18 protein-coding genes are annotated in these 26,772 nt (G+C 63.6%); 7 read left to right on the top strand and 11 right to left on the bottom strand.

From position 1 onward, the window contains the following. Positions 1 to 138: 138 nt before the first annotated feature. The gene (locus KHO53_RS25535) at positions 139 to 1,548 is read left to right on the top strand and encodes an amino acid permease (protein WP_051636752.1); all 1,410 of its coding nucleotides are present in this window, start codon (positions 139 to 141) and stop codon (positions 1,546 to 1,548) included. Positions 1,549 to 1,656: 108 nt separating this feature from the next. Beyond that, complete coding sequence (locus tag KHO53_RS25530; protein ID WP_010223767.1) at positions 1,657 to 2,154, top strand: PaaI family thioesterase; 498 nt, start codon at positions 1,657 to 1,659, stop codon at positions 2,152 to 2,154. 4 nt (positions 2,155 to 2,158) lie between these two features. Here KHO53_RS25530 and KHO53_RS25525 read toward each other — a convergent pair whose 3' ends face one another. The 4 genes from KHO53_RS25525 to KHO53_RS25510 form a co-directional block, all read right to left on the bottom strand. Further along, positions 2,159 to 3,475, bottom strand: coding sequence for an alginate export family protein (locus tag KHO53_RS25525; RefSeq protein ID WP_213571238.1), 1,317 nt, complete (start codon positions 3,473 to 3,475; stop codon positions 2,159 to 2,161). 108 nt (positions 3,476 to 3,583) lie between these two features. Then, the gene (locus KHO53_RS25520; RefSeq protein WP_213571236.1) at positions 3,584 to 4,732 is read right to left on the bottom strand and encodes a M14 family metallopeptidase; all 1,149 of its coding nucleotides are present in this window, start codon (positions 4,730 to 4,732) and stop codon (positions 3,584 to 3,586) included. Between the two features lie 49 nt (positions 4,733 to 4,781). Next, a complete protein-coding gene (locus KHO53_RS25515) occupies positions 4,782 to 5,294 on the bottom strand; it encodes a DUF4880 domain-containing protein (protein ID WP_010223762.1) in 513 nt (170 codons plus the stop codon). A gap of 448 nt (positions 5,295 to 5,742) precedes the next feature. Beyond that, positions 5,743 to 6,075, bottom strand: a complete 333-nt coding sequence (locus KHO53_RS25510) for a DUF6124 family protein (RefSeq protein WP_010223760.1) — start codon at positions 6,073 to 6,075, stop codon at positions 5,743 to 5,745. 131 nt (positions 6,076 to 6,206) lie between these two features. Here KHO53_RS25510 and KHO53_RS25505 point away from each other — a divergent pair, with 131 nt between their 5' ends. Further along, on the top strand, positions 6,207 to 6,866 hold the full coding sequence (locus KHO53_RS25505) for a LexA family protein (RefSeq protein WP_026001374.1): 660 nt from the start codon (positions 6,207 to 6,209) through the stop codon (positions 6,864 to 6,866). A gap of 116 nt (positions 6,867 to 6,982) precedes the next feature. Here the strand turns inward: KHO53_RS25505 and KHO53_RS25500 are convergent, their stop codons facing one another. Genes KHO53_RS25500 through KHO53_RS25485 form a run of 4 tightly spaced genes read right to left on the bottom strand, consistent with a single transcriptional unit; the run spans position 6,983 to position 12,544 of the window. Next, positions 6,983 to 8,938: an acetyl/propionyl/methylcrotonyl-CoA carboxylase subunit alpha gene (locus KHO53_RS25500; RefSeq protein WP_213571234.1), complete on the bottom strand. Its 1,956-nt coding sequence runs from the start codon at positions 8,936 to 8,938 to the stop codon at positions 6,983 to 6,985. After that, positions 8,935 to 9,753: a gamma-carboxygeranoyl-CoA hydratase gene (locus tag KHO53_RS25495; RefSeq protein WP_010223754.1), complete on the bottom strand. Its 819-nt coding sequence runs from the start codon at positions 9,751 to 9,753 to the stop codon at positions 8,935 to 8,937. Before KHO53_RS25495 ends, KHO53_RS25500 begins: the two co-directional genes overlap by 4 nt. A gap of 2 nt (positions 9,754 to 9,755) precedes the next feature. Beyond that, complete coding sequence (locus tag KHO53_RS25490) at positions 9,756 to 11,363, bottom strand: carboxyl transferase domain-containing protein (RefSeq protein ID WP_213571232.1); 1,608 nt, start codon at positions 11,361 to 11,363, stop codon at positions 9,756 to 9,758. Positions 11,364 to 11,380: 17 nt separating this feature from the next. After that, positions 11,381 to 12,544, bottom strand: coding sequence for an isovaleryl-CoA dehydrogenase (locus KHO53_RS25485; RefSeq protein ID WP_213571230.1), 1,164 nt, complete (start codon positions 12,542 to 12,544; stop codon positions 11,381 to 11,383). A gap of 256 nt (positions 12,545 to 12,800) precedes the next feature. On the opposite strand from KHO53_RS25485, the gene KHO53_RS25480 reads away from it, so the two are divergent. From KHO53_RS25480 to glgB, 4 genes are all read left to right on the top strand, one after another. Then, positions 12,801 to 14,474: an AMP-binding protein gene (locus KHO53_RS25480; protein ID WP_010223750.1), complete on the top strand. Its 1,674-nt coding sequence runs from the start codon at positions 12,801 to 12,803 to the stop codon at positions 14,472 to 14,474. 238 nt (positions 14,475 to 14,712) lie between these two features. Further along, on the top strand, positions 14,713 to 16,737 hold the full coding sequence (locus tag KHO53_RS25475) for an alpha-1,4-glucan--maltose-1-phosphate maltosyltransferase (RefSeq protein WP_036995202.1): 2,025 nt from the start codon (positions 14,713 to 14,715) through the stop codon (positions 16,735 to 16,737). A gap of 13 nt (positions 16,738 to 16,750) precedes the next feature. Continuing rightward, positions 16,751 to 20,062, top strand: a complete 3,312-nt coding sequence (treS, locus tag KHO53_RS25470) for a maltose alpha-D-glucosyltransferase (protein WP_213571228.1) — start codon at positions 16,751 to 16,753, stop codon at positions 20,060 to 20,062. Further along, positions 20,063 to 22,273 (top strand): 1,4-alpha-glucan branching protein GlgB, encoded by a 2,211-nt coding sequence (glgB, locus tag KHO53_RS25465; protein WP_100783336.1) that lies wholly within the window; start codon positions 20,063 to 20,065, stop codon positions 22,271 to 22,273. Between the two features lie 96 nt (positions 22,274 to 22,369). On the opposite strand, the gene KHO53_RS25460 is transcribed toward glgB, so the two are convergent. The 3 genes from KHO53_RS25460 to glgX form a co-directional block, all read right to left on the bottom strand. Then, positions 22,370 to 23,440 carry an autotransporter domain-containing protein gene (locus tag KHO53_RS25460; RefSeq protein WP_159388796.1) on the bottom strand — a complete coding sequence of 357 codons (1,071 nt, stop codon included), beginning with the start codon at positions 23,438 to 23,440 and terminating at the stop codon, positions 22,370 to 22,372. A 310-nt stretch (positions 23,441 to 23,750) separates the two neighbouring features. Continuing rightward, the gene (locus KHO53_RS25455; protein ID WP_249684659.1) at positions 23,751 to 24,566 is read right to left on the bottom strand and encodes an endonuclease/exonuclease/phosphatase family protein; all 816 of its coding nucleotides are present in this window, start codon (positions 24,564 to 24,566) and stop codon (positions 23,751 to 23,753) included. 43 nt (positions 24,567 to 24,609) lie between these two features. Next, positions 24,610 to 26,772, bottom strand: a complete 2,163-nt coding sequence (gene glgX, locus KHO53_RS25450; protein WP_010223741.1) for a glycogen debranching protein GlgX — start codon at positions 26,770 to 26,772, stop codon at positions 24,610 to 24,612.

The raw sequence follows: 26,772 nt of genomic DNA, 5'->3' as shown, positions 1-26,772 counted from the left end.
TTACCGAGTCGGCCCCATCGCTGGCAAGCCAGCTCCCATAAGGACTCTGTGGGAGCTGGCTTGCCAGCGATGGCCGCGCCACCGATCCCGCCAGTGGAACAATAAAAACGCTTTCACCCTACCAGTTGAGGGTTACCCATGGCATCGCTACAACAAAAGAAACAGCGTTCGCTGCAACACGGTCTGACCTCGCGCCAGGTGTCGATGATTTCCATTGCCGGGATCATTGGCGCCGGCCTGTTCATCGGCTCGTCCACCGCCATCGCCACGGCCGGGCCGGCCATTCTGATCTCCTACACCATGACCGGCCTGCTGGTGCTGCTGGTCATGCGCATGCTCGGGGAAATGGCCATCGCCAACCCCAACAGCGGCTCGTTCTCCACCTACGCAAGCCAGGCCATTGGGCCCTGGGCCGGGTTTACCATCGGCTGGCTGTACTGGTGGTTCTGGGTGCTGATCATTCCGGTCGAGGCGATTGCCGGCGCCGATATCCTGCACGCCTACTTCCCCGGCGTGCCGTCGTGGCTGTTCGCCTTCCTGATCATGATCGTGCTGTCGGGCACCAACCTGATCAGCGTGAAGAACTTCGGTGAATTCGAGTACTGGTTCGCGCTGATCAAGGTCATTGCCATTCTTGCCTTCATCGGCGTCTGCACCCTGGCGGTGTTCGGCGTCTGGCCGTTGGCCGAAGTCTCGGGTGTGCAGCAACTCTGGGCCAGCGGCGGCTTTATGCCCAACGGTTTCGGTGCGGTGCTCGGTGGCGTGCTGGTGACCATCTTCTCGTTCTTCGGCGCCGAGATCGTCACCATCGCCGCCGATGAAACGGCCAACCCCAAGGACAAGATCCGCAAGGCCACCAACCTTGTGGTGTACCGCATCGCGATCTTCTACATCGTCTCGATCTTCTTCATCGTTTCACTGGTGGCCTGGAACGACCCGGGTCTGAAGGCGGTGGGCTCGTTCCAGCGCGTGCTGGAGGTGCTCAACGTGCCCGGCGCCAAGCTGATGGTCGACCTGGTGGTGCTGGTGGCAGTGACCAGTTGCATGAACTCGGGCCTGTACACCGCTTCGCGCATGCTTTATTCGCTGGGCTCGCGCGGCGAAGCGCTGAAGATGACCAAGCGCATCTCCGGCAATGGCGTACCGACCGTGGCGGTAATCCTGTCGACCTTCGCCGGCTTTGCCGGTTGCCTGGTCAACTATGTGTTCCCGGGCAAGGTCTTTGGCTTCCTGCTGTCGACCACCGGCGCCATCGCCTTGCTGGTGTACCTGGTGATTGCCGTGTCGCAGCTGCGCATGCGCGCCATCACTGACCGCCAGGGCACCGAGCTTGCGTTCAAGATGTGGCTGTTCCCCTGGCTGACCTGGCTGGTGATCGGCTTGATCACCCTGGTGCTCGGCTACATGCTGATCAGCCCGGCCTACCGCTATGAAACCCTGATGACTGCAGGGGTGACCCTGGCCATCCTGCTGATCTCGCTGACCCGGCGCAAAACGCCGGCCGATGCGCCGGTCGGCAGCCCGGCGGTGTCAGGCAAAGGCCTCTAGCGCGGCGCTTGGCAAGGCAAAAGCCCATGACCGGTTCATGGGCTTTTTCGTTGTGCGGCGTTACTATCGGGGTCGCTTTCCCACCAATAACAGACAATCAGGAAGCCTATGAGTACCCAAGCCTTATCCCTGCAGGAACTGGCCGCCCCCGAAGGCGTCTGCTACGGCTGCGGCTGTTCCCACCCCAGCGGCCTGCACCTGAAAAGCCACTGGGACGCCGATGGTATCCACCTGCTGTGCCGCCACTCACCCGACGGCACCTTCCTCGGCTGGCCGGGGCTGGTGTATGGCGGCTTGCTGGCAATGCTGGTCGACTGCCATTCCAATTGGACCGCCATGGCCTACCACTACCGTGCCGAAGGCCGGGAGCCCGGCAGCCTGCCGCGCATCGACTGCGTCACCGGCCAGCTCAGCCTGACCTACCTGAAACCAACGCCCATGGGCGTCGAGCTGTTGCTCAAGGCCCGGGTCGAAGGTGAGGTCGGGCGCAAGAGCCGGGTGATCTGCGAGGTCTGGGCCGACGACGTGCTGACCGTGACCGCCGATTCGGTGTTCGTGCGCGTCGATACCGAGAAACTCAAGCACAAGGCCCACGGCACGGCTTGAGTGCTCAGAAGGGCACGGCGATGGTCAACTGGCTGTAGACGTTGGTGCCGTTGCCGCCCACCTGGTTGCCGCCGTTATCGCTGCTCTTGCGCGGTTGGTACAGGCCCAGCAGCGGGCTGATGATCAGGTGCTCGCTCACCGCCCATTCGGCGTACAGATCCAGCTCGCGGCCGTCGAGGTTCAGCGTGCTGCGCTCGTGCAGGGTCTTGTAATTGAACAGCAGCACGCCCAGGGTCAGCGCCTCGACCGGGGTGGCCTTGAGGCCGACAAAGTGCACGTCGTTGTTGCTGTTGAACGGGCCTGAATAGTTGCCCGTGACCTCGCCCTGGAACCAGGTGCCGTAGCCGCGGTTCATGCCGTTGAACATCGAGTCCCAGCCTTCGGAATAGCGGCTGTAGCGATAGGTCAGGTCCGGGCGCCAGGGCACATCGGCAAAGGTGTAGCCGGCCTCGGCGTACCAGGCTTTCTCCGGCCCTGCGTGCTTGTTCTGCCTGGCGTACTCAAAGGCAAAATGCGCGTTCTCGACCCCGGCGTCACCGGCACCGCGCAGGCTGTAGATGTCCATGCCTTCACGTTGCTTCTGGAATTCGCTGGCGTAACGATCATCGACATTCAGGCCACGGATGTAGGTCAGCTCCAGGGTGCCGGGGGCGGCGCTGTAGGCCAGGGTGCTGGCGGCCAGTTCGCTGTTGGCCTGGGCGCGGTTATCCGACTTCATCCACAGCAGGCTGGCGTGCAGGCCATCCTTGCCGCCCAGGCGCAGTACTGCGGTCTTGTCGAAGGCATGGCGGGCGGCCAGGTAATAGGCGCCACCGCGATTGAGCTCGCCATCGGCCGGGCCTTTGCCGAAGTTCAAGCCGTCGTCGTTGATGATGAAGCCATCGCCGAGGGTGATGACCTGGCGGCCGAACGACAGGTCCAGGCCATCGTCGCCCAGTGCCGGGATCAAATTGCCCGAGCGCCAGCCGGCGAAGGCTTCGTCGAATTTAGTGGCGTGCTCGCTGCCATCGCTGATGCCGGCGGCATCGCCGTCGCCCCAGGTCGCCGAACTGACCAGGTTGGCGGTGCCGTACAGCGTACCCAGATCGTCCAGGCGCTGGTCGGCACTCAGGCCATATTTGATGAAGCCCTCGCGCCAGGTCGAGCCGCCGGTGGTGCCGTCGTAGTTCTTGCGGCTGTTGAACAGGCCATACACGGCGAGGAAGTTGGCGTTCAGGTGCGTGTCGTCATCGGCATACAGCTCAAGTGCCTGAACCGGGGGCAGGGCCAGCAGCAGGCTCAGGCTGGAGCCCTTGAGAAAATGGGGGAGGCGGGTGGTCATGGCGCAGGTTCCCTAAAGGAGGCGTTGGTGGCCGCCATTTAGGGTGGCAAGGCCCCGGCAGGTCTTTGCTTTGCCTGCCAGGGCGGTTGATCCTGCTCGCCAGCAGGGTTAGCGCAGGGTGCCGGCCATCTGCCCGAACACGTCCAGCACGGCGCTGGCCAGGTCCTTGCTGCGCAGGCCGTTCCAGCCGGTCTGGGGGTTGGGGGCGTCGTCGTGGTCCTTGAACGGCATTTCCAGGGTCAGCGACAGGCAGTCAAAGGCCTGGCCGACGCTGTTGCAGGCCAGGGTCATGTTGGCTTGGCCAGGAGCGGAAAGCGGATAGCCATGCACCTGCTGGAAGTCCACGGTGCGCTTGCACAGGCTGTCGCGGAAGGTGGCTTCCAATGCAGCAATACGCGTGGTATAGCCGGGGTTGCCTTCGCAGCCGGCGGTGAACACGTGGGGGATTTCTTCGTCGCCATGCACGTCGAGGAACACGTCGACGCCATGCAGTTTCATCTGCTGCTGGGCGAACAACACTTCCGGGCTTCTGTCGATGCTTGCATCCTGCCAGGCGCGGTTCAGGTCCTGGCCCTTGGCGTTGGTGCGCAGGTGGCCGTGGAGGGCGCCGTCGGGGTTCATGTTCGGGATCAGGTACAGGTCGGCCTCCTGCAGCAAGGCCTGGATAGTCGGGTCATTGTGTTGCAGGCGGTCGATCACCCCTTCCATGAACCATTCGGCCATGTGCTCGCCTGGGTGCTGCTGGGCAATGATCCACAGTTTGCGATTGCCCGGCGCCCCGCTGCCGGCACGCAGCAACTGGATGTCGCGGCCCTCGACGCTGCGGCCGGTGGCCAGCAGTTCGACGCCGGGAAGGCTTGTGGCACGTTCAATCAATTGATTGTGGCGCGCGCGCGGGTAAGGCTCGAAGTAGGCAAACCAGGCTTGGGGCTGCTCGGCCTTGAGGCTGAACTCAAGGGCCTTGCCATCGAAGCGGGTGGGCACCCGGAACCATTGTTGCTGATCGTAGGAGGCGACAGCCTGGTAGCCGCTCCAGGCCTCGTGGTAGGACGAGGCGCCGGCGTTTTCCAGGATAAAGCCATGGGTCTGGCCCGGGGTCAGCCCGGCGGCCTTGAAGTGAAACCACTGGAAGTGCTCGCTGCGGGTGTCGGGGCGAATCGCCAGGCACACCCGTGCGGGGTCACTGGCATCCTTGACGAGGATGTTGCCGGAATCGAAATCGCAGTCGATGTGCAGGGGGGACAGCGTCACGGTCATCACCAGGCTCCATGTAGAGTTGTTGTGACACCTACTCTACACGCCTGGCTCAGGACCAGAAACCGATCGCTGCCAGGGCGGCCAGGCCCAGGCCGATGGCCACCGAGCAACCGCCCAGCGACAAGCTTGCCCGTGGTTGCCGGTACCAGCCGTCCTCGCCCAGCTGGCGGGCCGGGGCCAGCAGGGTGCGCCAGCGCAGCTCGGTGGCATGGAAGGCCTCACGGTGCTCGGGGGCGCTGTCCAGCCAACGGCGAAAGTCGATGCGTTCGCTGGCGGTCACCTGCGGGCTTTGCAGGCGTACGTACCATTGGCCGGCGATGTTGGCCAGGGCGTCGCGCTCTTCGCGGGCGGTGTGCAGGGCCTGGTTCATGTGGCGCTCGACGGTGACCGCGGGCAGGTTCAGGCGCTCGGCGATGCTGGCGAACGACAATTGGTCGAGTCGGCTGAGCAGGAACACCTGTTGAACGCGGCGTGGCAGCTTTCTAAGGCGCTGCAACAGGGCATCGTCCGTCAGGTCGTGGGAAAGGGAATTGTGTTCAAGGGGCAGCAACAGACGGGTCATGTACAAGCTCCTTGCTGGTCGGTGGAGTGGGGGCGTCTTCCGTGACGCTGTAACAGCTTATTCGTAACGAGATTGATTCTCAAGTGCTAATTCTGCAAAGCGCTGTTACAACCATTCACTGTGCGACATTCATTTGCTATCATCGCGGCCATTCGAGCAACACCCCTCTTCATTAGCCTGAAGACCAAAAAAAAAGACCCGGCAAAAAGCCGGGTCAAAAACCGTGATTAGCCTGATGAGGAGATAATCTGAGAGTCCGACCTAAGGGCTTTCAGTTTATCCAACCAGTCTCGCGACCAGTTGTGAGCAATAATAATCGTTATCATTTGCAAGTCAAATGAATTTTCTGTCATTCCGTAAAAATCTTTTACCGAATGCGCTCCCTCCAGACCGGCGGACACCAACACCCGCCTTCGGTCGACTCCCCACGAAATCCGTAGATCGCTGCTCAGGCAGGGTCCTGGTTGGCCGCCTTGCGTTCGAGCATGGCCCTGGCCATGTTGATCATGTGCATTGACGCCAGCGCCAGGTCCCGGGGGACGCCTTGCAGGCCGTCAGCCGATTCGTAGGCGGTGGCGGCGGCGCAGCGCAACAGGTTGGTGGCGTGAGCCGTGGCCTGGGCGCCGCTGAGGCCTTCGCGGGCCACCATCAGCGGTTCGTCCGGGCCGAACTGCACGGGTGCGGGGTTGAGGTAGTAGTCCAGCGCACGCCGGGCGGCATCACTGTTACTTAATGCTTCGCTATCAAGGCTGAGGTCCGTGTCAGGAAATGTCGGTTTCATTCGGCTGCCTGCTGTTTGGGTAAGCGATTAAAGGTGCTGAGGAATATTAATACGGCATGTAGTTTTTGCGATTGTTTAAATACTACAATATGTGTATTGAGTGCCAGAAGGCAGTCCGTATCGTGCCAGCGATGGATAAATGGACTGACCTGGTAAAAGCCAGGATGCGTGAACTGAAGGTCACGCAGGAAAATCTTGCCGAACGCATCGGGGTCACCCAGGGCGCCGTGGGCCATTGGCTGCGCGAGGAGCGCGAGCCGAAACTCAAGGTGCTCAACCAGATTCTGGTGGAGGTGGGTCTGCCGCCGTTGCAGATGGTTTCCCCTCACCAGGTGGCGGAAAACCACGGTTCCTACACAGTCTCGGGTAACCCGACTACTGTTACTGGCGCCGATGGCCTACAGCACGATCTGTATTTTCGCTATCCGATTCTAAGCTGGGGCAATCTCGACCCGATCGAGGTAGGTGAAGACTGTGCGCTGCAGTCAACCGACTATAAAGCGCAGGGGCGGGCGTTCTGGCTCAAGGTCGAAGGCGATGCGATGACAGCGCCACTGGGTGTGAGTGTGCCGGAAGGGATGTTGATCCTGGTGGACACTGCGTTGCCTGGCGAGCCCGGCAAGCTGGTGATCGCGCGTTCGCCCGACAGCAAAGCGCCGCGTTTTCGCCAGCTGATCGAGGAGGGCGGGCAGCGCTATTTAAGGCCGCTGAACCCGACCTATCCCAAGGTCCTGTGTACCGAGCAGTGTGAAATGCTGGGGGTGGTGGTGCAGGCGTTGGTGAAATTCTGAGACACCGTGTCGCCTGCATCGCCGGCAAGACTGGCTCCCACAATGAGCCCGCATGCACCGATATCCTGTGGGAGCCGGCCTTGCCGGCGATGGGCTGCGTTAGCAGCCCCAATGACTCAAGCCTCTTCCAGTTCCACCAGCACAGCCCCTTCACTGACCATCTCGCCTTCCTGGCAGAACAACGCCTTGACGGTGCCGGCATGGGGCGCGCGGATACTGTGTTCCATCTTCATGGCCTCCAGCACCACCAGTTGCGTTCCGGCTTCCACCGCCTGACCGACCTCCACCAGGACCCGCACGATGCTGCCGTTCATGGGCGCGCCCAGACCGCCCTGATGGCTGTGGCTGGCGTCGGCTTCGGCGATCGGGTCGTAGCGGTTGACGCTGTGCAGCTCACCGTCCCATTGCAGGTACAGGGTGTCGCCACGGCGGATCGCCAGGTGCCGACGGCGCAGGCCGTCCTGATCGATCAGCAGGTGCTCACCGTCGAGCTTCAGGTTCGACGCCGCCGCCTGGCTCAGGTTGATGGCCCGGGCTTCACCGTTGCAGGTCAGGTGCAGGCTGATCTGCGCCGCAACACCTGCGCGAAAGCCGTTGTTGGCGGCCCAGGGTGAATGACGGTCGTCCGCGCGCGGTTGCAGCGGCTGGCTCTGGATGCAGGCTTCAGCCGCCGCCTGCCAGAACGCCTCGGGCAACGCTTGCGGCGCTGGCAGCAGTTGCTCCTGGTAGCGCGGGATAAACCCGGTATCCAGCTCGGCCTCGGCAAACGCCGGGTGGGCGAGGATGCGCCGCAGGAAGGCAATGTTGGTCTTCGGCCCGCCAATGGCGAACTCATCGAGCATTGCCAGCAAGCGCAGGCGCGCCTGTTCACGGGTTTCGCCCCAGGCGATCAGCTTGCCGAGCATCGGGTCATAGAACGGCGAGACGTCGTCGCCTTCGCTGACGCCGCTGTCCACCCGCCGACCGTCGCCCGGCGCCGACTCGCGGTACAGCGCCAGATGGCCGGTGGCCGGGAGAAAATCATTGGCCGGGTCTTCGGCGTACAGCCGCACTTCGATGGCGTGGCCGTTGAGCGGCACCTGCGCCTGGGTGAGCGGCAGCGGTTCGCCACAGGCGACGCGGATCTGCCAGGCCACCAGGTCCAGGCCGGTGATCGCTTCGGTGACCGGGTGCTCGACCTGCAGGCGCGTGTTCATCTCCATGAAGAAGAACTCGCCACGGGCATCGAGCAGGAACTCCACGGTGCCGGCGCCGACATAACCGATGGCCTGGGCGGCCTTGACCGCCGCTTCGCCCATGGCTTGGCGCTGGGCGCTGCTCAGGCCCGGGGCCGGGGCTTCTTCGACCACCTTCTGGTGACGGCGCTGGATCGAGCAGTCGCGCTCGTTGAGGTACAGGCAGTTGCCGTGCTGGTCGGCGAATACCTGGATCTCCACGTGGCGGGGCTTGAGCACGTACTTTTCCACCAGCATGCGCGCATCGCCAAACGATGACTGGGCTTCACGCTGGGCCGAGGCCAGGGCTTCGCCGAGCTGGCTTTCGTGCTCGACCACCTTCATGCCCTTGCCACCGCCGCCGGCGGTGGCCTTGAGCAGCACCGGATAGCCGATCTTCTCGGCGGCGGTGCGGAAGGTTTCCAGGTCCTGGGCCTCGCCGTGATAGCCCGGCACCAGTGGCACGCCGGCCTGTTCCATCAGGGCCTTGGCCGCTGACTTGCTGCCCATGGCATCGATGGCGCTGGCCGGTGGGCCGAGGAAGATCAGCCCGGCCTGCTCGATGGCACGGGCAAAGCCTGCGTTCTCGGACAAAAAACCGTAGCCGGGGTGGATTGCCTGGGCGCCGCTGGCTTTTGCCGCGGCCAGTAGCTTGTCGATGTCCAGGTAGCTGTCAGCGGCCTTGGCACCGCCGAGGTCGACGCGAATATCAGCTTCGCGGCTGTGCCGCGCTTCACGGTCGATGGCGCTGTGCACGGCCACAGTGGTCAGGCCCAGGGCCTTGGCGGTGCGCATCACCCGGCAGGCGATCTCGCCGCGGTTGGCGACCAGCAGGGTGGTCAACGGGGTGCGGCTCATGGGCGCGGCTCCTTGTTCGACGGTTGGCCCTGCCAGGCCGGGCTGCGTTTTTCCAGGAAGGCGCGCAGGCCTTCCTGCCCCTCGGGGCTGACGCGGATGCGGGCGATGGCGTTTTCGCAGTAGCGACGGATGGCCGGGGTCAGTTCGCCGTGGCCGACTTCGCGCAGCAGCTCCTTGCTGGCGCGCATGGCTTGCGGGCTGTTGAGCAGCAGGTTGTCGATCCATTGGCCGACCTGCTGTTCCAGCTCGGCGGCCGGGTAGGCTTCGGCCAGCAGGCCCAGCTCGCGGGCGCGTTCGCCGCTGAAGCGTTCGGCGGTCAGGGCGTAGCGGCGCGCGGCACGCTCGCCCATGGCCTGGACCACGAACGGGCTGATCACCGCCGGGGCGAGGCCGATGCGCACCTCGGACAGGCACAGTTGCGCGTCACTGGCGCCAATGGCCATGTCACAGCAGCTGATCAGGCCCAGGGCGCCGCCAAAGGCTGCGCCTTGCACCACGGCCAGGGTCGGCACCTTGAGCCGCGCCAGGTTGTACATCAGCTCGGCCAGCTCGCGGGCGTCGTCAAGGTTGGTGTTGTAGTCCAGTTGTGCCGACTGCTGCATCCAGGCCAGGTCGGCACCGGCGCTGAAGTGCCGGCCACGGCCACGCAGCAGCACGAAACGCAGGCTGCTGTCGGCGCCGATGTGGTCGATGGCGATGATCAGCTCGCGGATCATCTGCGCGTTGAAGGCGTTGTTCTTGTCTTCCCGGCTCAGCCACAGGGTGGCGAAACCACGGGGATCCTTGATCAGTTCAAGGGTAGTGAAGTCGCTCATGGTCACATCCGGAAAATGCCGAAACGGCTTTGTTCGATCGGTGCGTTGAGGGCCGCAGACAACGCCAGGCCCAGGATCTCGCGGGTTTGCGCCGGGTCGATGACACCGTCGTCCCACAGCCGCGCACTGGAGTAGTAGGGGTGGCCCTGATGCTCGTACTGATCGAGGATCGGTTGCTTGAGGCGTGCTTCATCCTCGGCGCTGAAGGCGTGGCCGCTGCGTTCGCTCTGCTCGCGCTTGACCTGGGCGAGCACGCCGGCGGCCTGTTCGGCGCCCATCACGCCGATCCGCGCGTTGGGCCACATCCACAGGAAGCGCGGGTCGTAGGCGCGGCCGCACATGCCATAGTTACCGGCACCGAAGCTGCCGCCGATGATTACCGTGAACTTCGGCACCTGGGCGCAGGCCACGGCGGTGACCAGCTTGGCGCCGTGCTTGGCGATGCCGCCAGCCTCGTACTTCTGGCCAACCATGAAGCCGGTGATGTTCTGCAAGAACAGCAGGGGGATGCCACGCTGGCAGGCCAGTTCGATGAAGTGCGCGCCTTTTTGCGCCGCTTCCGCGAAGAGGATGCCGTTGTTGGCCAGGATCGCCACCGGGTATCCGTGCAAGTGGGCGAATCCGCACACCAGGGTGGTGCCGAACAGCGCCTTGAATTCATCGAACACCGAGCCGTCGACCAGCCGCGCAATCACCTCGCGCACATCGAACGGCTGCTTGGCATCGGCCGGAACCACACCGTACAGCTCTTCGCTGCTGTACAGCGGCGCCACCGGGGCACGTTGCTGCAACTCGCCAAGCTTGTGCCAGTTGAGGTTGGCCACGCAGCGCCGGGCGATGGCCAGGGCGTGTTCGTCGTTGTCGGCATAGTGGTCGGCCACGCCGCTGGTCTTGCAGTGCACGTCGGCGCCGCCGAGGTCTTCGGCGCTGACCACTTCACCGGTGGCAGCCTTGACCAGCGGCGGGCCGGCGAGAAAGATCGTCGCCTGCTGGCGGACCATGATCGCTTCGTCGGCCATGGCGGGCACATAGGCGCCACCGGCGGTGCACGAGCCCATGACCACGGCGATCTGTGGAATGCCGAGGGCGCTCATGTTGGCCTGGTTGAAGAAGATCCGCCCGAAGTGCTCGCGGTCGGGGAACACTTCATCCTGGCGCGGCAGGTTGGCGCCGCCGGAGTCCACCAGGTACAGGCACGGCAGGCGGTTCTGCAGGGCGATGGCCTGGGCACGCAGGTGTTTTTTCACCGTCAGCGGGTAGTAGGAGCCGCCTTTGACCGTGGCGTCGTTGGCGACGATCATGCATTCGACGCCTTCGACCCGGCCGATGCCGGCGATCACGCCAGCGGCCGGGACGTCTTCGCCGTACACCGCATGGGCGGCCAGCTGGCCGATTTCGAGGAACGGCGAGCCGGCGTCGAGCAGGCGGTCGATCCGATCGCGCGGCAGCAGTTTGCCCCGCGAGGTGTGCCGCTCCTGGGCCTTGGGCCCGCCGCCCTGGTGAACCTGGGCGATCAGGCTGCGCAAGGCGTTGACCTGTTCAAGCATGGCCGCGCTGTTGGTGGCGAATTCCGCCGAGCGCGGGTTGATCTGGGTGTGCAAGGTAGCCATGGCGCGATTCCTTGTGCTCAGCGGGTTTCGTTGAACAGTTCGCGGCCGATCAGCATCCGGCGGATCTCACTGGTACCGGCGCCGATCTCGTAGAGCTTGGCGTCACGCAGCAGGCGGCCGGCCGGGAACTCGTTGATGTAGCCGTTGCCCCCCAGGATCTGAATCGCCTCAAGGGCCATCTGGGTGGCGCGCTCGGCGGTATAGAGGATGACCCCGGCGGCGTCCTTGCGCGTGGTTTCGGCGCGATCGCAGGCCTGGGCCACGGCGTACAGGTAGGCGCGGCCGGCGTTGAGCTGGGTGTACATGTCGGCGATCTTGCCCTGGATCAGCTGGAACTCGCCGATGCTCTGGCCGAACTGCTTGCGGTCGTGGATGTAGGGTACGACCAGGTCCATGCAGGCTTGCATGATCCCGGTCGGGCCGCCGGAAAGCACTACGCGTTCGTAGTCCAGGCCGCTCATCAGCACTTTTACGCCGCCGTTGAGCACACCGAGGATGTTCTCTTTGGGCACTTCGACGTTGTCGAAGAACAGCTCGCAGGTGTTGGAGCCGCGCATGCCGAGCTTGTTGAACTTGTTGCTACGGCTGAAGCCCTTCCAATCGCGCTCGACAATAAAGGCGGTGATGCCGTGGGCGCCTTTTTCCAGGTCGGTCTTGGCGTAGATCACATAGGTGTTGGCGTCGGGGCCGTTGGTGATCCAGGTCTTGCTGCCGTTGAGGACGAAATGGTCGCCGCGCTGTTCGGCGCGCAGTTTCATCGACACCACGTCGGAGCCGGCGTTGGGTTCGCTCATGGCCAGGGCGCCAATGTGCTCGCCGCTGATCAGCTTGGGCAGGTACTTGGCTTTCTGCTCGGCGTTGCCGTTGCGGTTGATCTGGTTGACGCAGAGGTTGGAGTGGGCGCCGTAGGAGAGGGCGACCGAGGCCGAGCCGCGGCTGATTTCTTCCATGGCCACCACGTGGGCCAGGTAGCCAAGACCGGCGCCGCCGTATTCTTCCGGGACGGTGATGCCGAGCAGGCCCATGTCGCCGAACTTGCGCCACATGTCGGCGGGGAACAGGTTGTCCTGGTCGATCTGCGCGGCGCGCGGCGCCAGTTCAGCGGCGACGAAGGACTGGACCTGGTCGCGGAGCATGTCGATGGTTTCGCCCAGGGCGAAGTTCAGGGTCGGATAACGCATGCTGGCACCTTCTATTTGTTCTTGGATCAGGGTGTGGTGTCTGCCCTCATCGCTGGCAAGCCAGCTCCCACAAGTAGCGAGTGCACCGAACACTGTGGGAGCTGGCTTGCCAGCGATGGGCTTGTAACCTTTACGTTAACGTAAACCTGCCGCCCGATGCTGTCAATCTCGTCATGACCTTTACGTTAACGTAAATTTGGGCCAGAGTAAGACCCGCTTGAGTCAGCTCCCAGAACAACCACAAAAAGGGACCGCCATGAATCAACCGAGCTATACCCAGGGCCGCCAGGACAAGCCGTTGCTGGCCATGACCATCGGCCAGGCGTTTGACCGGACCGTGTCGCGTTTTGCCACGCGGGAGGCACTGGTGGTGCGCCACCAGCACCAGCGTTATACCTGGCAGTCGCTGGCCGCCAGCGTCGACCTGCATGCCCGGGCGCTAATGGCGCTAGGGCTGAAAACCGGCGATCGCTTAGGAATCTGGGCCCCCAACTGTGCGCAGTGGTGCATTGCCCAGTTCGCCAGTGCCAAGATCGGCGTGATCCTCGTCAACATCAACCCGGCCTACCGCACCAGCGAGCTTGAGTATGTACTCAAACAGTCCGGCTGCCAGTGGGTGATCAGCGCCGGTGCCTTCAAAACCTCCGATTACCACGCCATGCTCGGTGAATTGCTGCCGGACCTGGCCCGGCAAACACCAGGGCAACTGCGCAGTGAGCGCTTGCCGGAGCTGCGCGGGCTGATCAGCCTCGACCTGCAGCCGCCGGCGGGCTTTCTGCCCTGGGATCGTCTGGCCGAGCTTGCCAGTGAAACCGAACCGGCCGAGTTCCAGGCCCGTCAGCAAAGCCTGCAGTTCGACCAGCCGGTGAACATCCAGTACACCTCCGGCACCACCGGCTTCCCCAAGGGCGCCACGCTCAGCCACTACAACATCCTCAACAATGGCTACATGGTCGGCGAGAGCCTGGGCCTTGACGAGCACGACCGCATGGTGATCCCGGTGCCGCTGTACCATTGCTTCGGCATGGTCATGGGCAACCTCGGTTGCATCACCCATGGCAGTACCATGATCTACCCCAACGACGCTTTCGATCCGCTGCTGACCCTCAGTTGCGTGGCTGAAGAGCAGGCCACCACCCTGTACGGTGTGCCGACCATGTTCATCGCCATGCTCGACCACCCGCAGCGGCCGGAGATGGACCTGTCGAGCCTGCGCACCGGGATCATGGCCGGCGCCACGTGCCCGATCGAGGTGATGCGCCGGGTGATCGGCGAGATGCACATGAGCGAGGTGCAGATCGCCTACGGCATGACCGAAACCAGCCCGGTGTCGATGCAGACCGGTCCCGATGACGACCTGGAACTGCGCGTGACCACGGTCGGGCGGACCCAGCCGCAACTGGAGAGCAAGATCATCGATGAACAGGGCTGCATTGTGCCGCGCGGGCAGATTGGCGAGCTGTGCACCCGCGGTTACAGCGTCATGCTCGGTTACTGGGGCAATCCGGCGGCCACCAGCGAAGCTATCGACCCGGCGGGCTGGATGCACACCGGCGACCTGGCGACCATGAACGAGGCAGGCTATGTGTGCATTGCCGGGCGCAACAAGGACATGATCATTCGCGGTGGCGAGAACATCTATCCGCGAGAGCTCGAGGAGTTCTTCTTCACTCACCCGGCGGTGGCGGATGTGCAGGTGATCGGTATTCCCGATGAGCGCTATGGCGAGGAGATCGTCGCCTGGATCAAGTTTCACCCCGGCCACAGCGCCAGCGAGATCGAACTGCAACAGTGGTGCAAGAGCCGCATTGCCCACTTCAAGACTCCGCGTTACTACCGCTTTGTCGAGGAGTTCCCGATGACGGTGACGGGCAAAGTGCAGAAGTTTCGCATGCGTGAGATCAGCATTGCAGAGCTGATCAAGCGCTGAGTCGGCGGCGCTGCTAGCGCTGGCAAGCCAGCTCCCACAGGTACAGCAGAGCCCTTGAGTGCTCTGAGAACCCTGTGGGTGCTGGCTTGCCCGCGATTGGCTACTACGCTTTCAGCGGTGCCGGCCGTGTCGGCTCGGGGTTTCGACCCTGGCCTTGGCCAATTGCTGATTTTTTTTGAACCCCAAGCCGCGCCCCCGCTCGAACCTTTACCGTCACTTCATAACGGAGCAATGTTCGATGACCCGCGATGAGCCCTTCGAAACCGACCGCATGCCCTCGGCGAGCGACCACCCGGACCAGGCCCTGAGCCTGTCCCAGGCCTTGCTCGAACCGCGGATCGTGATCGAGAACACCGTGCCGGTACTCGATGGCGGACTGTTTGCGGTCAAGGCGGTGGTGGGCGAGCCGGTGCAGGTCAGCAGCAAGGTCTATGCCGATGGCCATGATGCCCTGGCGGTGATGCTCAACTGGCGCCAGGCCCATAGCCGGCGCTGGCATTGCGTGCCGATGCAGTTTGCCGGCAATGACCTGTGGCAGGCCGAATTCACCGTCAGCGAGCAGGGCCGCCACCTGTTCAGCATCGAGGCCTGGATCGACCCGTTCGCCACCTATTGCCATGACCTGGAGAAGAAGTTCAACGCCGGTGTCGCGGTGCCGCTGGAGCTGCAGGAAGGGCAACTGCTGGTCAAGCACAATATCGGTCGCAGCAGAGGCCCCTTGCGCGACCAGCTGCAGGCCTTGCACCAGCAGTTGCCGGGCCTGCCCGCCGATGAGCAGGTGGCCTTGCTGCTGCACCCGGACACCGCGCTGTTGATGGCCGAGGCCGAGCATCGTACCTACCTCAGTCGCAGCCCCGAATACCCGCTGGAGGTCGAACGCCTCCAGGCGCAGTTCGCCAGTTGGTACGAGCTGTTTCCCCGTTCGATCACCGATGACCCTGAGCGACATGGCACCTTCAATGATGTGCACGAACGCCTGCCAATGATCCGCGACATGGGCTTTGACGTATTGTACTTCCCGCCCATTCACCCCATTGGCGTGCGCTACCGCAAGGGCCGCAACAACGCCTTGCAGGCCGAGCCGGATGACCCGGGCAGCCCTTATGCGATTGGCGGCGCCGAAGGCGGGCACGAGGCGATTCACCCGCAACTGGGCAGCCGCGAGGATTTTCGCCGGCTGGTGGCTGCCGCTGCCGAGCATGGCCTGGAAATCGCCCTGGACTTTGCCATCCAGTGCTCCCAGGACCACCCCTGGCTCAAGGAGCACCCGGGCTGGTTCTCCTGGCGCCCGGACGGCAGCATCCGCTACGCCGAGAACCCGCCGAAAAAATACCAGGACATCGTCAGCGTCGACTTCTACGCCGCCGATTCGGTACCGGCCTTGTGGCTGGCCCTGCGCGACGTGGTCGTGGGCTGGGTGAAGGAGGGGGTCAAGACCTTCCGGGTCGACAACCCGCACACCAAGCCCTTGCCGTTCTGGCACTGGCTGATTGCCAATGTGCGCAGCCAGTACCCAGAGGTGATCTTCCTCGCCGAAGCCTTCACCAAGCCTGCGATGATGGCGCGCCTGGGCAAGGTCGGCTATTCCCAGAGCTATAGCTACTTCACCTGGCGCAACACCAAGGCCGAGCTGCAAAGCTATTTTGAAGAGCTCAACCAGCCGCCGTGGTGCTACTGCTACCGGCCGAACTTCTTCGTCAACACGCCGGACATCAACCCGTACTTTCTGCATGAGTCCGGGCGCGCCGGGTTTCTCATCCGCGCCGCCCTGGCGACCATGGGGTCGGGCCTCTGGGGCATGTACTCGGGCTTCGAGCTGTGCGAGGCGACGCCGGTGCCGGGCAAGGAGGAGTACCTGGATTCGGAGAAGTACCAGATCCGCCCGCGGGACTTCACCCAGCCCGGCAACATCATTGCCGAAATCGCCCAGCTCAACCGCATTCGCCGGCAGAACCCGGCCTTGCACACCCACCTGGGCGTGGCCTTCTATCACGCCTGGAACGACAACATCCTGTACTTCGGCAAACGCACCGCCCAGCGCGACAACTTCGTCCTCATCGCTGTCAGCCTCGACCCGCACAACGCCCAGGAAGCGCATTTCGAACTGCCGCTGTGGGAGCTGGGGCTGGACGACAATGCCGATACCTTCGGTGAAGACCTGATGAGCGGCCATCGCTGGACCTGGCACGGCAAGACCCAATGGATGCGCATCGAGCCCTGGCATCTGCCGTTTGGAATCTGGCGTATCGAAAAAGCCCACTAGAAAGGAGTCGAGCATGGCCAAGCGCATCCGCCCAGCCGCCTTTATCGATGATCCGCTGTGGTACAAGGACGCGATCATCTACCAGGTACACGTCAAGTCCTTCTTCGACTCCAACAACGACGGCATCGGTGACTTCCCCGGCCTGATCGCCAAACTCGACTACATCGCCGAGCTTGGGGTCAACACCCTGTGGCTGCTGCCGTTCTACCCCTCGCCACGCCGTGACGATGGCTACGACATCGCCGAGTACAAGGCGGTGCACCCCGACTACGGCACCCTGGCCGACGTCAAGCGCTTCATCGCCCAGGCGCACAAGCGCGGCTTGCGGGTGATCACCGAGCTTGTCATCAACCATACCTCCGACCAGCACCCGTGGTTCCAGAAGGCCCGCCACGCCAAGCCCGGGAGCAAGGCCCGGGACTTTTATGTGTGGTCCGACAGCGACCAGAAGTACGACGGCACGCGGATCATCTTCCTCGACAGCGAGAAATCCAACTGGACCTGGGACCCGGTGGCCGGCCAGTACTTCTGGCACCGCTTCTACTCGCACCAGCCGGACCTCAACTTCGACAACCCGCAGGTGCTCAAGGCGGTGCTTGGGGTGATGCGCTACTGGCTCGACCTGGGCGTCGACGGCCTGCGCCTGGACGCCATCCCTTACCTGATCGAGCGTGACGGCAGCAACAACGAGAACCTGCCCGAAACCCACCAGGTGCTGAAAAAGATCCGCGCCGAAATCGACGCCAACTACCCCGACCGCATGCTCCTGGCCGAGGCCAATCAATGGCCGGAAGACACCCAGCTGTACTTTGGCGAAGGGCAGGGCGATGAGTGCCATATGGCCTTTCACTTCCCGTTGATGCCGCGCATGTACATGGCCGTGGCCCAGGAAGACCGCTTTCCAATTACCGATATCCTGCGCCAGACCCCGGAGATTCCGAGCAACTGCCAGTGGGCGATCTTCTTGCGCAACCACGATGAGCTGACCCTGGAAATGGTCACCGACCGTGAGCGCGACTACCTGTGGAACTACTACGCCGAGGACCGCCGGGCGCGGATCAACCTCGGTATTCGCCGCCGCCTGGCGCCGCTGCTGCAACGCGACCGGCGCCGGGTCGAGCTGTTGTGCAGCCTGCTGCTGTCGATGCCCGGCACCCCGACCCTGTATTACGGCGACGAGATCGGCATGGGTGACAACATCTACCTGGGGGACCGCGACGGTGTGCGCACACCCATGCAGTGGTCGATCGACCGCAATGGCGGTTTTTCCCGCGCGGACCCGGCGCGCCTGGTGCTGCCGCCGATCATGGACCCGCTGTACGGCTTCCAGTCGGTCAACGTCGAAGCCCAGGCCCATGATCCGCACTCGCTGCTGAACTGGAACCGGCGCTTGCTGGCGGTGCGCAAGCAGCAGAAGGCCTTTGGCCGCGGCACGCTGAAAATGCTGTCGCCGAGCAACCGGCGGATCCTGGCCTATCTGCGCGAGTACACCGGCACCGATGGCAAGACCGAGATCATCCTCTGCGTGGCCAACGTCTCGCGCGCCGCACAAGCGGCAGAGCTCGAACTTCAGCAGTATGCCGACAAGGTGCCGGTGGAGATGCTCGGCGGCAGTGCCTTTCCGCCGATCGGCCAGTTGCCGTTCCTGCTGACCTTGCCGCCCTATGGCTTTTACTGGTTCCTGCTGGCTGACAAGGATCAGATGCCCAGTTGGCACGTCGAGCCGGCCCAGAGCCTGCCGGAGTTCACTACGCTGGTGTTGAAAAAGCGTATGGAGGAACTGCTGGAGGCGCCGTCACGGGCCACCCTGCAAGACAGTGTGTTGCCGCAGTACCTGCCCAAGCGCCGTTGGTTTGCCGGCAAGGAAACCGTGATCGAGCACGTGCAGATCGCCTATGGCGTGCGCTTCGGCGCGCCCACCAGCCCGGTGTTGCTCAGCGAGATCGTGGTGCAGGGCGGCGGTCGGAGCAGTCGCTATCAACTGCCGTTCGGCCTGATCGCCGAAGAGCACCTCAACAGCCCGGCGCCGCAGCAGCTGGCCTTGGCGCGGGTTCGCCGCGGTCGCCAGGTGGGCTTGATTACCGACGGTTTTGTCCTGGAAAGTTTCGTGCGCGCGGTGCTTGCCGGCTGCAAGGATGGCCTGCGCTTGCCGTGCGGCGAAGGTGAGCTGCGTTTCGAGGCCAGCGGGCAACTGGCGGCCTTGAACCTGGGGGAGGACGCTCAAGTGCGCTACCTGAGCGCCGAGCAGTCCAACAGCTCGGTGGTGGTCGGTGGCAGCCTGGTGCTCAAGCTGATCCGCCGGGTCAACCCCGGGGTGCACCCGGAGCTGGAAATGAGCGCCTACCTGAGCGCTGCCGGCTTTGCCAACATTTCGCCGCTGCTGGCGTGGGTGAGCCGCGTGGATGATCAGGCGCAGCCGCACCTGCTGATGATCGCCCAGGGCTACCTGAGTAACCAGGGCGACGCCTGGGACTGGACCCAGAACAACCTGGAACGGGCCATTCGTGACGAGATGGAGCCTTCGAGCAAGGACCAGGACGTGCACACCGATGCCCTGCAGGACCTGGCCGATTTCGCCGCCTTGCTGGGGCAGCGCCTGGGTGAGATGCACCTGCTGCTGGCCGCGCCCAGCGCAGATCCTGCGTTCCAGCCGCGGGCCAGCAACCGGCGCGACAGCCAGGCCTGGAACAAGCACATCAGCGCCCAGCTGAGCCGCGCCCTGGACTTGCTGCAGGAACACCGCGCCAGCCTCGACAGCGACAGCCAGGCCCTGGTCGACGACCTGCAACAGCAGCGCAAGCGCCTGCTCGAGCACATTGGCGAACTGAGCAAGCAGGCGCTGGGCGGGCTGCTGATGCGTGTGCACGGCGACCTGCACCTGGGCCAGGTGTTGGTGGTCCAGGGCGACGCCTACCTGATCGATTTCGAGGGTGAGCCGGCGCGGCCGCTGCAACAGCGGCGGGCCAAACACAGCCCGTACAAGGATGTCAGCGGCGTACTGCGCTCCTTCGACTATGCTGCAGCGATGGTGCTGCGCAGTGCTTCTGCTGTCGACCTTTCCGAGGCTGCCCGTCAGGCCCGTCAACGCGTTGCCCGCCGTTACCTGCACCAGGCCCGGCATGCCTTCATCGAAGCCTATGGCCTGGCCAGCGCGGCCATGCCCCATGCCTGGGAGCACGGCGACGGCGAGCAGGCGGCGCTGGCGTTGTTCACGCTCGAGAAGGCCGCCTATGAAATCCTCTACGAAGCCGAGAACCGTCCGCATTGGCTGGCTGTGCCTTTGCATGGCCTGCATGGTCTGATCAGTACCTGGGGAGAGCAGTAAATGACTCAACGCAAGCGCGAGGAAGGCGGGCTGGGGCAGCGTGATATCGACGCCCTGGTAAACGCCGAACACGCCGACCCGTTCGCGGTGCTCGGTCCGCACCCGGATGGTGCCGGAGGCCAGTTTGTCCGCGCCTATTTGCCCAATGCCCTGAACGTGCGGGTGTTGGCGCGCGACGACAGTCGTGTCCTGGCCGTGCTGGAGCAGGGCCCGGTACCGGGGTTGTTCATCACCCGTCTGGCGGAGCAACAGCCGTACCTGTTGCAGATCAACTGGGCCGGCGGTGAGCAGGTCACCGAAGACCCTTACAGCTTCGGGCCGGTGCTCGGCGACATGGACCTTTATCTGTTCGCCGAGGGCAATCATCGCGACCTGTCCGGGGCCATGGGCGCGCAACCGGTGAAGGTCGAAGGCGTCGACGGCGTGCGCTTTTCAGTGTGGGCACCGAATGCCCGGCGGGTGTCGGTGGTGGGTGATTTCAACAATTGGGACGGGCGCCGACACCCCATGCGCCTGCGCCACCCGTCCGGGGTCTGGGAGCTGTTCGTGCCGCGCCTGCAGGCCGGCGAAGCTTACAAGTATGAAGTGCTCGGGCGCGAAGGCATCCTGCCGCTCAAGGCCGACCCGCTGGCTCGCGCTACGGAACTGCCGCCAAGCACCGCCTCGAGGGTCGCAGGTCCCCTGGCCCACGACTGGCAGGACCAGGACTGGATGCAGCAGCGTGGCGAGCGCCAGGCCACCCATGCGCCGCTGTCGATCTACGAGCTGCACGCTGGCTCCTGGCAATGCGAGCTGGACGACAACGGCGAAGTGGCGCGTTTTTACAACTGGCGCGAACTGGCCGAGCGCCTGGTGCCTTATATCCTGCAGCTGGGCTTTACCCATATCGAGCTGATGCCGATCATGGAGCACCCCTTTGGCGGCTCCTGGGGCTATCAACCGCTGTCGATGTTCGCGCCCACCGCGCGCTATGGCACGGCCGAGGATTTTGCCGCCTTTATCGACGCCTGCCACCAGGCGCGCATCGGCGTGATCCTTGATTGGGTGCCGGCGCATTTCCCCACCGACAGCCACGGCCTGGTGCGTTTCGACGGCACCGCGCTGTACGAGTACGACAACCCGCTGGAGGGCTTCCATCAGGACTGGGATACGTTGATCTACAACCTCGGCCGTACCGAAGTGCATGGCTTCATGCTGGCTTCGGCGCTGCACTGGCTCAAGCACTTTCATATCGATGGCCTGCGGGTGGATGCTGTCGCCTCGATGCTCTACCGCGATTATTCACGCAAGGCCGGGGAGTGGGTGCCCAACCGCCATGGCGGGCGCGAGAACCTCGAAGCCATCGACTTTTTGCGTCACCTCAACGACGTGGTGGCGCTGGAAGCCCCCGGTGCCCTGGTGATCGCCGAAGAGTCCACGGCCTGGCCGGGCGTCAGCCAGCCGACCCAGCAGGGCGGCCTGGGCTTTGCCTACAAGTGGAACATGGGCTGGATGCACGACACCTTGCACTACATCCAGAACGACCCGATCCATCGCACCTATCACCACAACGAGATGAGCTTCGGCCTGATCTATGCCTATTCCGAGCATTTCATCCTGCCGATCTCCCATGACGAAGTGGTGCACGGCAAGCACTCGCTGATCGACAAGATGCCCGGCGATCGCTGGCAGAAGTTCGCCAACCTGCGCGCCTACCTGACCTTCATGTGGACCCATCCGGGCAAGAAGCTGCTGTTCATGGGCTGCGAGTTCGGCCAGTGGCGCGAGTGGAACCACGACAGCGAGCTGGACTGGTATCTGCTCAAGTACCCCGAGCACCTGGGCGTGCAGCGCCTGGTCAGCGACCTCAACCGCCTGTACCGCGAAGAGCGTGCCTTGCACGAGCAGGACTGCCTGCCCCAGGGCTTTCAATGGTTGATTGGCGATGATGCACACAACAGCGTCTATGCCTGGCTGCGCTGGAGCGCTGACGGCGAGCCGCTGCTGGTGGTGGCCAACTTCACCCCGGTGCCGCGCGAGGGTTATCGCATCGGTGTGCCGTTTGGTGAGCGCTGGGCCGAGGTGTTCAACAGCGATGCCGAGGGCTATGCCGGGTCCAACTACGGCAACCTTGGTGAAGTGGCCAGCCAGGCGTTGCCCAGCCATGGCCAGCCGTTGTCGCTGGGGTTGAACCTGCCGCCGTTGGGGGTGTTGATCCTGCGACCGCAGTGATTGCCATCGCCGGCAAGGCCGGCTCCCACAAAGGGCCTGCATGCAGCGAACCTGTGGGAGCTGGCCTTGCCAGCGATCGAGCGCGAAGCGCTCGCATCACCACCGTACCCTGATCCCCAGGTTGCCGATCAGCCCGTTCAGGTCATTGTCATCGACATTGCTGCTGTAATCGGCACTGACAAACAGCGCCACCTTTGGCGTTACCCGTGCCACCAGGCCCAAGCCCAGTTCGACCGTGGCGGAATTGCGCCCGCTGCTGATCTTGTCGACCTTGTCCAGGCTCAGGGTGTCGGCGTTGGAGAAGTCATACCAGACGTTGGTGCGAACGAACGGTTCGATCGGCATGCCGCGTACGTTGTAATGCGCAGACAACTTGGCACCGACCCGGCCGGTCCAGTTCGGTTGCTGGTCGAACGCCTCCTGGGTGTCGGTCTGGGTCTGGCTGCCCGGAAAGTACTGCTGGTTGATCAACTGTGCTTGCGGCTCGAGGGTCCAGTTGTTACCCAGGCTGATGGGGTAGCCACCTTCGACCGACAGGGTCAGGGCATGGCCGTTGCCATCCAGGCGCTGGCCGGTTTCGCTGCGGCCATTGATATCGAAGCGCGTGCCCATGGCCACGGCATCCAGGTGCCAGCCCTGATCGTGGGTCATGCTCCAGTACACACCCAGGCTTTGTCCGTCGAGGTTGAGGACGCTTTCCTTGTTGCCGACCTGGGGTTTGCGCAGGCCGTCAAAACCGCTTTGCAGGTTGCTGTGGCCGACAAAGAAACCGGCACGGTGAGTATTGCCGCCACTGGTTTCACGAATGAACAGGTCCGGGCTGATCTGCAGGCTCTGGTTCGATATGCCGAGGTTGTCGACTTCCGGGCTCGGGGTGCGGACCGGGGTCGGGAAAAACTGCGCCCACTGGCTGGCGATAGGGTCGGTCGCGGCCGGGGCGTGGCGCTCGGCCAGGCGCTCGGAAAACGCCCCGAGGGTGCTCAGGCCCAGGCCGCTGGTGCTGACCGGGTTGAGCGAGAGTACAGGCTGAGCCTGCACCAGGTTGCTGAACGGTTCGTTATCCTCCAGGCCCAATGCATGGGTTTCCAACGGGGTTGCCAGTAGCAGCGACGTGGAAACCGCATAGAAAACATACTCAAAGCCCGTAGGATTCGGAGTTTTTTTCATAGCGGATATCCTCTGTTTTCATAGCCAGGGTTCTGGCCTGATGTCACGGGCTGTAAGGCAAAACCAGAGGGCGACCCAAACCAGCAAACCGGTCCCTGCCGCGCGCTGAAAAGCGCGCGCTAGAGGCTCGGAATGGAATCTGCAATTGCTGCATTACTTCTAGCTAAGGAGAGGAGCGGGCGGGCGTCAAGAAAGCGTGAAATAACTGTTATCAAACTATTAGTGGTGGCAATACATTGAAATAAAACAAAAATTCACATTCGATAGCCGCAACTGCTCTTTCCAGCGTCACGGCTATGCCGAATGATTGCTAAAGCTGCACTTCCACCGCCAATGGCAGATGATCGGAGAGGTGGCTCCAGGGCTTGTTGCCGAGGATTTGCGGGGCATGGCTATTGGCGTTGCGCAGGTAGATGCGGTCCAGGCGCAACAGCGGCAGGCGCGCGGGGTACGTGCGGGCGAGCAGGCCATGATGGCGCTCGAAGGCTTCGTGCAGGTCGCGGTGCAGGTTGAGGGTGCGATTGCCACGCAGTTGCCAGTCGTTAAAGTCGCCGGCGATGATCACCGGGGCATCGGCCGGCAGCGAATCGAGCAGCCGGCGCAGCAACTGCAGCTGTTGTTGCCGATGGCTTTCGAGCAACGACAGGTGCACGCAAATGGCATGCACCTCGCGCTGTCCGGGTACATCCAGCACGCAATGGAGCAAACCGCGGCGCTCGGGGCCGGTAATCGACACGTCGAGATTACGGTGCTCGATGATCGGGTACTTGGACAACAGCGCATTGCCGTGATGGCCGTCCGGGTACACGGCGTTGCGACCGTAGGCGAAATCGCTCCACATACTGTCGGCCAGAAATTCGTACTGCGAAGTCGGCGGCCAACTGGCGTAGCGTGCGGCATGCCGGTCGTGGGAACCGAGCACTTCCTGAAGAAACACAATGTCGGCGCGGGTACTGCGCACCGCTTCGCGCAGTTCGGGGAGGATGAAGCGGCGGTTAAAGGCGGTAAAACCCTTGTGGGTGTTGACGGTCAGCACCTGCAGGCGCTTGACCGCTGCAGCCTGGCGGGCGGTAGCTGTATGGCGGGTGTCCGATTCAGCGCTCACGGTGACTCCTGTTCGACCCATCTATAGCATCGGACTTGCCGGGGTACGTGCAGTTCCCCGGCAGTCACGCATCGTCGTCACGGTACAGCTCGAGCAACACCAGCGAGCGACCGCTGACCTGAAACTCGCTGGCAAAGGCATGCTGCTCGCCTTTGCGCAGGTGCGGCCGGTCGGTGTCGACCAGGCAGTTCCAGTATTCGCCCTCCGGCACGCCGGGCAGGGTGAAGGCCACCGTGTCGTGATGAGCGTTGACGATCAGCAGCAAGGTGGCGTCGGCCCCCGGGCGCAGGATGCCACTGACCTGGGCGCGGCCATCCATGAGCATGCCCAGGCAGCGCCCGTGGGCGTCCTGCCATTGCTCGACGCTCATCTCGCTGGCGTCCGGCGCCAGCCACGTGACATCCTTGACCCCGATCGCCTCATTGTAGTCGCCGACCAGAAAACGCGAACGGCGCAGCACCGGGTAAGCCAGGCGCAACGTGGTCAGGCGCTTGACGAACTTGAGCAGCGCGGCGCCGTCGTCGTCCAGCTCCCAGTTGACCCAGCCGATCTCACTGTCCTGGCAATAGGCGTTGTTGTTGCCGTGCTGGGTGCGGCTGAATTCGTCACCGGCAACGATCATCGGCGTACCCTGGGCCAACAGCAGGGTGGCGAACAAGTTGCGCATCTGGCGCAGGCGCAGGGCCTTGATTTCGGGGTCGTCGGTGGGGCCCTCGACACCGTGGTTCCAGGACAGGTTGTTGTTGCTGCCATCCTGGTTGTCTTCGTCGTTGTCCTCATTGTGCTTGTCGTTGTACGACACCAGGTCGCGCAGGGTGAAACCGTCGTGGGCGGTGATGAAGTTGATCGAAGCATAGGGCCTGCGCCCGCGGCGGTTGAACAGCTCGCCGGAGGCGGTCATGCGCGCGGCAAAGTCGGCCAGCTGGCCTTCGTCGCCTTTCCAGAAGGCGCGCACGGTATCGCGAAAGCGGTCATTCCATTCCGCCCAGCCGGGAGCGAAGTTGCCCACCTGGTAACCGCCGGGGCCGCAATCCCAGGGCTCGGCAATCAGTTTCACCTGGCTGAGCAACGGGTCCTGACGGCAGGCGACAAGAAAACTGTGGCGCTCGTCAAAGCCCTGGTGATAACGGCCGAGGATGGTCGCCAGGTCAAAGCGAAAACCGTCCACGTGCATCTCCCCGGCCCAGTAGCGCAGCGAATCGGTCACCAGCTGCAGCACGCAGGGGTGGCTGAGGTCGAGGGTGTTGCCGGTGCCGGAATCATTGACGTAGAAGCGCTTGTCGTCGGGCATCAGGCGGTAGTAGGAGGCATTGTCGATGCCGCGCATCGACAGGGTCGGGCCCAGCTCATTGCCCTCGGCCGTGTGGTTGTAGACCACGTCGAGGATCACCTCCAGGCCGGCGTCATGCAGGTGTGCGACCATCTCCTTGAATTCGGCGATCTTGCCGTTGGCCAGGTAACGCGGGTGCGGGGCAAAGAAGGCAATGCTGTTGTAGCCCCAATAATTGTTCAGGCCCTTTTGCAGCAGGTGCTGGTCGTTGACGAAGGCGTGAATCGGCAGCAATTCGATCGACGACACTCCCAGCTGTTTGATATGGCCGAGCAGTTCGTCGCACATCAGCCCGGCGAAGGTGCCACGGTTGGCCTCGGGGACTGCCGGGTGGCGCATGCTGATGCCACGTACGTGGGCTTCGTAGAGGATCGTCCGCTCCCAGGGAACGCCTACGCGCTGGTCGCGGCCCCAGGTGTAGGCCGGGTCGATGACCTTGCACTTGGGCACGAACGGCGCGCTGTCGCGTTGATCGAAACTGAGGTCGCCATCAGGGTGGCCGATGGTGTAGCCGAACAGTGCCTCGGACCATTTCAGGCGGCCGACCAACTGCTTGGCATAGGGGTCGATCAGCAGTTTGTTGGGGTTGAAACGGTGGCCGTTTTCCGGGGCGTAGGGGCCGTGCACCCGGTAGCCATAGATTTGCCCGGGGTGGGCGTCGGGCAGGTAGCCGTGGAAGATCTCATCGGTGTATTGCGGCAGCTCGATGCGCTCGAGCTCGACCTCGCCGCTGGCATCGAACAGGCACAGCTCGACCTTGGTGGCATTGGCCGAGAACAGCGCGAAGTTGACCCCCAGCCCATCCCAGGTGGCGCCCAGGGGGAAGGGCAGGCCTTCACGGATGCGCGAGGGTTCGGGGTGGACTTCGGCGGCGGGCTTGGCTTTGCGGGTGGTCAT

Origin of the sequence: Pseudomonas sp. RC2C2 (assembly GCF_018390435.1) — a bacterium.
GTDB classification, from domain to species: domain Bacteria; phylum Pseudomonadota; class Gammaproteobacteria; order Pseudomonadales; family Pseudomonadaceae; genus Aquipseudomonas; species Aquipseudomonas donghuensis.
This window is presented reverse-complemented; position numbering and strand designations above follow the sequence as displayed.